The sequence below is a fragment of the Limnohabitans sp. genome, from assembly GCF_040401135.1.
GTDB lineage: Bacteria > Pseudomonadota > Gammaproteobacteria > Burkholderiales > Burkholderiaceae_C > Limnohabitans.
The window spans coordinates 1-7,999 of record NZ_JBBAOV010000053.1; the positions used below are offsets into that span (position 1 = coordinate 1).

Here is a 7,999-nt window from a genome sequence, read left to right on the forward strand (position 1 = left end):
TATTTCAGCGAGCTCGAGCTTGCAGAAATATACGGTTCGGGTCAAAAAACCGGAAAGCAAAATCTTCAAGTTGTTTGACCCGGCCGGGCCCTGCGACAGCACTGCAAACCCGCGAGATTAACCCACCTTGCCAACGTTGTCCCGGCGTTTACTATGCACACAGATTCGATCTCCTCCGATTGAAATACTCGACGCCAGAAGCACAGGCCAAGTTCAAGCTCGGTGTGGAGACCTTGCAAGATGCACTTGCGACAAACGGGTTCCGCCCAAAGTCCACCGATTTGCTGACCACCGTCCCGGGGTCTGCTATCGATGAGTTCTGGGTCGCACCTTGGATGCTGAGCTTCGATCCGAACGTCAGCGTCAAAGGCGGGCCTTCGAAAAAACGGCTGCTTTGCTTCGGGCTTGTATGTTAAAGGTATTAAGGTTTTTAAACCTCTTGCAATGGTTTTAATTATTGTAAGCGTATCTTAATGGTTTGCAGTATGTTTTAAATGTATTGAATACTGTACAGACCTTTAAAATATTGTGCAAACCATTACAAAACGTTTGACATACCTTTATTCGTCTTGCGACAAAACACTCAGTCTTCGCGATTGTTTTGAGCTGCGACGCACACCCGAAGACAAGCTCCGCTATTGCCTCAGCCCGACGGACTCGTGCATTGCAAGACTAAATGCTGTGGGATCCCGTCGGGCTGGCGATTGCCCCATAGGTGCGAGCGATCAGAACATCATCCTCGGCATCGTCGGAGACTTCCTGCACAAGCCGTACAACAGCGTGGAGGACCCGCTGGACTTGTGGTTCCACCAGCTGATCCCCGGCAGCATTATCTTGCCGTTCACCATCGGCCACTCGGTCGGATTCGGCAAAGCGATGGCAGCCATGCTCATTGTCGATGCCGTGGTCGAGATGTCCAATGCGAATACATTTGACGTCCCGGAGTTGTCGGTGTCCGGAGATGCACACCAGAGCTTGCATTGGGATCCAAGTACGCACCGATGAGCGGCTGAGCTTGTTGGTTCGCATACCGCTCTGCCCGTCGGGCACAGAACTGAACAGTGTGACGTGCGGCAAGTGCAGCCGATTATGAATCATGGGCGTCTCGGATCTCACAATGCTGTGCAACAGGTGTGCATCTCGAGGTGTTCGGCAAAGAGTTGGCGGCATTGATGGCAATGAAAGCCATGACCGATCCGGGTGATGACATTGAGGACCAAGTCAACAAGACCTTGTCCAAGAAGATCAGGGTCGCTGATCGCAGCCGCCCGCACGTCATTCAGCTTTGGACGGCCTTTCAGCGGACCGTGCAGTGGAAGCGGTCCAAGGGCGAGAAAAAACCATTGCCAATGGTCATGGCACAGGTCATCAAAAACTACAACGTGCAGATGCCTGCGAAGCAGCGTGTCACGACCGATGAGCGTGACGCGCTGATGAATCTGATCTCCCAGACGCCGAACTTCTGTGCCATGCTGGCGAACCATTGGCAAAGCTTCCATGTCCCGAGCTCGGCAGTCCCGGTGACACTCTTGGCCGTCTCAGCTCCCTCGAGAATGGGAGGATCCGTACTCAGCAGCGGACTCGCTCTACCTAAGATGAAACCCATATGGCCTCCCTCTAAACCCCATCCAACCCTCAGAGCATCTTAGGCCACCCGGAGACCAACTCGGGCACCCAGGAAGCCAAACGTTTTGAAGTGTACCAACTAGATCACGGATGCACAGCACGTACGGATGCTCGCAAGCTCGCATCATGGCAGGCCAAGCCGTGGCTCGCGGATGCCTTCGAGCCGCCTGTCAAAAAGTCAAACGCTCCGAAGATGTACGCCGCGTTGAGCGGCAGCATGGAGAAACGGGACTCGGGGGGCCGCAAATGTCGAGCAGAGCCAGAGATCAATTTCTAAGCCGGGGTCGCTAGGCCTCCAAGTGCAGGTTCCGGCCCGACGTTTCGACAGCGGCGGACTTTGTCAAGTAAACTATGCTTCTCGGCTGTAATACATTGCTCGTTGGCTGTCAGTCTCATGTGTCACGTCGCCGGATCGACCCGCAGGCCGCCCGACCCCACCCATCCGCCGGCCGCCCCACTCGCCCAATTGATGCCCGACTCTCCTGCCCCGCCGCCGGCTTGCCCGACCCGAGCCGCCTGCCCGGCCCGCTCGGCAAGTGACTTAGTCAGGGCCGAGAGTGGCAGCCAGTAAGCATCGCTCCGCTTGCCAAGGAGCGCTGGCTCGAGCGCTGTATCGGGAAGTACATGCAGGGGCTGCAAGAGATCGCACAGACGGGCGCCCCGGTGGTCGTCAAGATGCACGGCCCCCTCGTGCGAAAGGAAGTGGATGACGAGATGGTCCGGCACAACGCATGCCTGTTTCACCATTGGCTTGGCTCCTTCAAGGTCTGCCTGCAAGCCTCAGCAGGGGTACACTCCTAGTTAAATTGCATTCTGAAACTTTATGACTCTTGGGCAGTATGTTGGTGCCACCATTTCACTTTACGCTCCGGGGTGTTGGTCGATCTTGGCAGGGTCCCGGTCCGTAGGTCTTCGCCTCCCCAAGCAACCAAGGAGCGGATGAGCATACTACGTCCCGGAACGCCTAGTTATGATTCCCGGCCGATGTTTCTATTGATTTTTGCGGCAGGCTTGATTGAGCCCATCTGCTGATGCTTGCAAGTAGGCAGTGCTCAGCACACCGGCCATGACCGAATTGACGTGCAAGTTCAGTCAGGGAACGCTCGACCGGGAGCTCTCTGAGAAGGTGAAGAGTGCGGACGAAAGTCTCACTGTCCACGATTGGCGATTCCTTTTGACCCTCCATGGCTATCGTTGTGAATCGCTGAGTTCAGCAGCCCATTAATTGCAGCCCGTTCATGTAGAGACTCCGGCAGGTTCGCTCTTACATTAAAAAATGCGTGTGGGCATACAGCTTGCGGCAGTCATGCGAGAGGGAGGGCCGGGGCCTCCCTATGCGGTCGAAGGGGGGCTAATAATGGGCAACTAACTCCAAGGCTATCAGCCGCCGGTCCAGACAGATGACTTGGAGAAGGCCCAGAACGACCAGATAGAAGCCGAGCTCAAGCTCGACCTCATGAGGCTCATGAAGGAGAGCAGGCTTTGGCAGTCGTACATGCAGAACTTACGTATGTTCAATGCAGAATCCCACCAAGACAAAATCGAGCAGCAGGAGGTGTCAAGGCAACGATCGGGTATTGACAAGTTGAAGAGGTTTCAAAGCAGGGTTGCGGCGGGAGCTGCAGCCAAGATGCAGTTCCCGCTACAACTTGTCAGTACTCCGAAAGTTTTCTTGATAAGATCATGCTCAGCGACTTCAACCGCATCGCCGGTGAGCATATCAAGTGCCGCTTCCCGAGCTGGGAGGTGAAATCGGTTCCGGACATACCTGCAACAGCCACTACCGCCGCTTTCAAATACGCGAACGATATGAAGTGCGAGGCGTCCCGGTGTCACCGTGTCTACGTGCTCAACCTCACGTTCTTCGGCAACGACGCTCTGAATCAGACGGCGCCGTACATGAGAGTGTTGAGGGACAAGCTTGCGGCTGACCCAGAGCGCTCTTGTGCGTTGCTCATCGCCAGCAATGTTGGCTCATACAAGATGACCTACGACGAATCGGCAGCAGAGACAATCAGGCGTCAGATATTTGACATGATCTCCGAGAAGGACAACCACTTCCGAGTCAAGAACGTGGCTGGGATTTTCGAGGCAGAGTCGCTGAGGTCCAAGACGCGGCGCTCAAAGCACGAGGTCGGCGTACGATGCTCGTTGGGGGAGTATATCCAAGCACTAGGGGCTTATGTTTTCTGCAGTTATCTTTGTGCCTGTCCGGGCCACCAAGGCCCAGAAAACCGAAAGGAGCAGGAACCTCAGTAGCCCCTTCCGCGCTGGGATATATGACACACACGGGCATTAAAGATCTACATGGTGCTCTCGAACTACATGGAGGACGGCGCCCTCAAATCCGTGTACCGCACGTCCAACCTCTGGATTCGCGAGTCCTTCAGTGCAATGTCCACGGCACTCCAGCGCAAAGACTATGTGGACCCGATGGCCGCATTGATGACCGACAGGGGCAACCTCTGCGACGCCAAGGATCACGATCGGCGCAGGCAGCCGCAGTCAATCGCAGAAGTGCCCAACTAGGAAACGTGTCCCAGCGTGGCCCTCCCCAGGAACTCTGCAAGTGACGATTTCACGATTGCACGAGACACCGACACATCGGTCGGTGGGCAGTCGGGGCCCAACCACAACAAAAAAACAAACTAACACTAACGCTGACCGTTATTAGTTTTCCTGTTTTTTAAACCGACCCGTATGTTTCAGCGAGATCGGGGATGCTGAAATATACGGTCGGCAAAAGGAAAAGATATATTATAATACACACATCCATGCAATATTAGTTTTCGCGTTTGCTGACCCGAACTGTATATTTCAGCGAGCTCGAGCTTGCTGACATATGCGGCGCGGGTCGAAAAACGGGAAAGGCACCCGCACGCACGGGTTCATGCACAGACACATGCACATGCAAGCTAACACTAATCCGATATGCGAAAACCCCTTTGCATACGGTTTGATGAAAGGTTTGCCTCCACGTTTTGAACGAGTGTGTTGGCACCGTCGGTGGCGCAAGGTCGCACAAGCCTAGGCGTAAGATTTGGCGTAAGTGGCACTCGGTTAGGGACAGGAAATCCGGAAGACAACAATTGAAGAGCTTGAGAGCTTCCTTTCAGTTGTCACACGTAAACTTTGTGTTAGGGTGCGTTTCTTATGTCGGCACCTCTGTGATCGACTCTGACGGCTTGGGTCGGGCCGATTGATATCGGAAGGAGCACAAGCAGCATGCGACTGGGTCGAGTTTCTATTCGCAGATGCTCATCGATTTGTGGGCGAATACGCGGGCAGCTACGTGCACGGAGTGTGCTTTGATTATCGACATGGCAGCCTACGACCATCACCTCATTGACACCGTAATGTCGAGAGCTGGACTCCAACAACCCCACAGCCCCCGGGAGGGCATTGCTTGGGATCTGGCGAGCCTCTGTAGCAATTTGCATCCCCATCAATCATAACTAAGGACAGATTCGGGGTCCAGCGAGCCGTGCGGGCCCCAAATCTGGCGAGAGTTTGAGATCGGCAGAGAATGCAACTTTGGACAGTGGTTTCCACGGAGTGTCGCATGATCCCAAGGTATTGTGACGATGATCGTCGGTGGCTCCTTCGGCAATGCTGCGGAGATGCGTAACTTGGGAGACTTCATTGCCAAACGGACGCGCATGCTGTTGACGGCAAAGTGCGAGAAGAAGGAGTACACCGTGGACGGCGCCCCCGACCTCTCGAAAGTAGTGGAAGGCAAGAAAGTCGCGGTGAAAAACAGACTCCTCTTGAGTCGATGCACACCAGGGCAACAAGTGCCAATCACTTGGTGTCTGGCACTTGCTTATCATCTGGTCTGAGTCAATCCACGAGTGTCTGTTCTTTGCCGAAGGTCTTCGTCAAGCCAACCTACGACGAGAGTGATTTCACGGTGACGAAGCCACTGGCCGACGAAACGCTGCCGATTCGCCAAGTGCTTGTCGACAAGTGGTCACGTCCCGGTGTCCAGGCTTTTCTTTGCGATGTTGGCTTAGGCCCGGGGACGTCCAGTGCGGCCCGCAGAGACCTACCGACCTGTTTTGGTTTCTCATGCGAGGTCCGGATCTGGGAGCAGACTGCCCCCGCCTATCTCTTCTAAGATTCGCACTCAGTCGGGGTGTCTCCGGGCGGTTGCATGCATGCAGCATGGGTAGAGTTCCAGTGACCGGGCTCGGGCATCCGAGGCCTTAGCCAACATCCGCCGGGCAGGCGTCCATCAAGGATCAGTTCCAAGCCGCATTGATCACACACAATTCCGTGTACAACGTGGGCCAGAAGCCTTGGAGTCCGATTGCTGCTGACGGGTTACAAGTCAAGCGACGTGCGGAGGAGCCAGCTGTCGGACAAGATGCCATCGTCCCGACCATTGGCACTGACGAGTTCACGTCCATGGACCAGATCAAGAAGGCCCACACTGCGTTGTGCGAGAAGAATCTGGGAGCGTGCAAGCTGGTAGTCGGGCACTTTTGCACAGCCATTTTGGGCAACGGTCGTCGGGGGAATCCGGGAAACCGATCAATGGGCAACAATGTTATCGCTCACAAAATATAGCGAAACATCTATGTGTTGGTGTGCAGCGCCGGCAATCAAATGTTCAGTAGCATTTCTTCGACTTCGGTATCCTGAACGATTTGTTTGCTCGATGGGGTGGGGCATGGTAGCCGCTTTTGATTGACACAAGCGCCTTGCCCCTTCAGGTCAGTCCGAAGTGCTCCAGGTGTCAAGTGAAGACGGGCAGACGTACCTAATCGCACTCGAGGATACCGTCATCAAGGCAATGGACCCATTGTCCAAAGTGTCCGGCGAGTTCCTCCACGGGCGGAAGTACGAGCAAGCCGTCACCGACGGTAGTGAAATGTTCGTGTGGAAGATGCCAGACGACGAGGTCATGGCGTGTTTCACCTGCGAGCCTCCTCTCACCAAGGCTGACCCGCTCCGATTGGCAATGCAGACCAAAACAATTGTTGCCTCATATTGACGGTCTGTGACCCGAGCCGTATCATCAACCACGGCAGACACCGGAGAACCCAATAATGCCTCATTGTTAGATGTTTGCGTCCCGACGTTCTGACCCAAACTTGAAAACTCAAAAGCTGAATAGCCAGATTTGACGCTCGAGTGTTTGTCACAAGCTCGTTGTAACGTACGGCTCCGGTTACACACTACTCGGAGCATGTGCATTCAATGAAACACTTGGGTCCGTGAAATCTTTGTTGTTGGAGGTTTTATGTTTGAGTGTTCCGATCGGGGCGTCCGAAGGTATTCCCGTCAAAAATTGCCCCTCTTCATGCGTTCCTCACATTCTTAGAGGAGGAGGGGCAGGTCGGGTACCAGATTGAGTGCCACAAGTACGAGCGGCGCCCGCAGCCCGCCGGCTCGGCCCGCAACAGCATCTTCAAAATGACCGTCACCGACACCTGCGGTTTTCGACCACGCACCGGCACCGGTGACAAGATGCAGATCTTCAACGGCTCCGATAGTCAACGCTCTGGTTTTGCTGAGGGTTTCATTGCAAGACCCCACAGCCGGTCCGAGAGTATTCGGTCAACTTTTCCGTGCCGGCACCGGCAGGGTGTACTCGTGCCCTACAGAAATCAATTGCCTGGCCCAATATCAGAGAGCAAGAGAAAGGCAGAGCGGTGGATGTCGGATAGGCTTGACGCCCACGGCACTCGAGAGCTCCCAGTACTTGAAGATCGTCTACACAAACAAATATGACAAGGATCAGAAGCTTGTTTTCCCAGGCCGCCCTGCCATCCACCTCAAGACGGACTTGAGGTTGACCAAGGACTTGATCGTCAAGCTTGTCTGATGGCTTTCCTGTGTGACGGCTGCAAGAGAGTTGTGAGCCAAGCGAATGATGAACATAGCATGATTAGTCAATTCTGGAAATTTGCTTTCCAAACTCTTGGGTGCATTGCCGTGCAGGTTTAGGGCTCTACGATCTGGGCTAAGGGGGACAAACAGATCGCTCGCATTGGGGCGGGCAGGCAGCTGATTCGCGATGCAATAGAATGAGTGCATGGCGACTAGCTCCCCCTCGAAGCTCTTTTTGCACGGCTCTGAGTTTTGCATTGATGGATCTTCTTGGGAAGACCCACGATCCCGGTGTCTCGGTGTGAAAACAAAGGAGTACCCTCAGTTTGTCGAGCTCACAGCCGCCATTACAATGATGGCGTGATAAGACAAAAACATTGCCAATTGCCACTCCGGGAGGCCTCAGTTTGCTGGTGTATCTCTACCGCACAGTCTGTGCCGAACGAAATGCCTCCGGCCTTGCTTATGTTTGTTTCTCTAAGTATGGAGCATCGACAATGTGCGAAGGAAGTCTGAATGGCGGGCCCCGCTTCAAAGT

At 54.5% G+C, this 7,999-nt stretch carries 5 protein-coding genes; 4 read left to right on the plus strand and 1 reads right to left on the minus strand.

Translation table 11 applies throughout. The annotated features are described in order from the left end of the window. Positions 1–528 precede the first annotated feature (528 nt). Complete coding sequence (locus tag ABWP81_RS11255) at positions 529–1,005, plus strand: hypothetical protein (protein WP_353141842.1); 477 nt, start codon at positions 529–531, stop codon at positions 1,003–1,005. A 107-nt stretch (positions 1,006–1,112) separates the two neighbouring features. Here the strand turns inward: ABWP81_RS11255 and ABWP81_RS11260 are convergent, their stop codons facing one another. Continuing rightward, the gene (locus tag ABWP81_RS11260; RefSeq protein WP_353141844.1) at positions 1,113–1,499 is read right to left on the minus strand and encodes a hypothetical protein; all 387 of its coding nucleotides are present in this window, start codon (positions 1,497–1,499) and stop codon (positions 1,113–1,115) included. Positions 1,500–3,309: 1,810 nt separating this feature from the next. Between ABWP81_RS11260 and ABWP81_RS11265 the strand changes: the two genes are divergently transcribed. The 3 genes from ABWP81_RS11265 (at position 3,310) to ABWP81_RS11275 (ending at position 5,465) form a co-directional block, all read left to right on the plus strand. Further along, positions 3,310–3,885 carry a hypothetical protein gene (locus ABWP81_RS11265; RefSeq protein WP_353141846.1) on the plus strand — a complete coding sequence of 192 codons (576 nt, stop codon included), beginning with the start codon at positions 3,310–3,312 and terminating at the stop codon, positions 3,883–3,885. A 135-nt stretch (positions 3,886–4,020) separates the two neighbouring features. Next, the gene (locus tag ABWP81_RS11270; RefSeq protein ID WP_353141847.1) at positions 4,021–4,155 is read left to right on the plus strand and encodes a hypothetical protein; all 135 of its coding nucleotides are present in this window, start codon (positions 4,021–4,023) and stop codon (positions 4,153–4,155) included. A 1,049-nt stretch (positions 4,156–5,204) separates the two neighbouring features. Further along, positions 5,205–5,465 (plus strand): hypothetical protein, encoded by a 261-nt coding sequence (locus ABWP81_RS11275; protein WP_353141849.1) that lies wholly within the window; start codon positions 5,205–5,207, stop codon positions 5,463–5,465. Positions 5,466–7,999 lie beyond the last annotated feature (2,534 nt).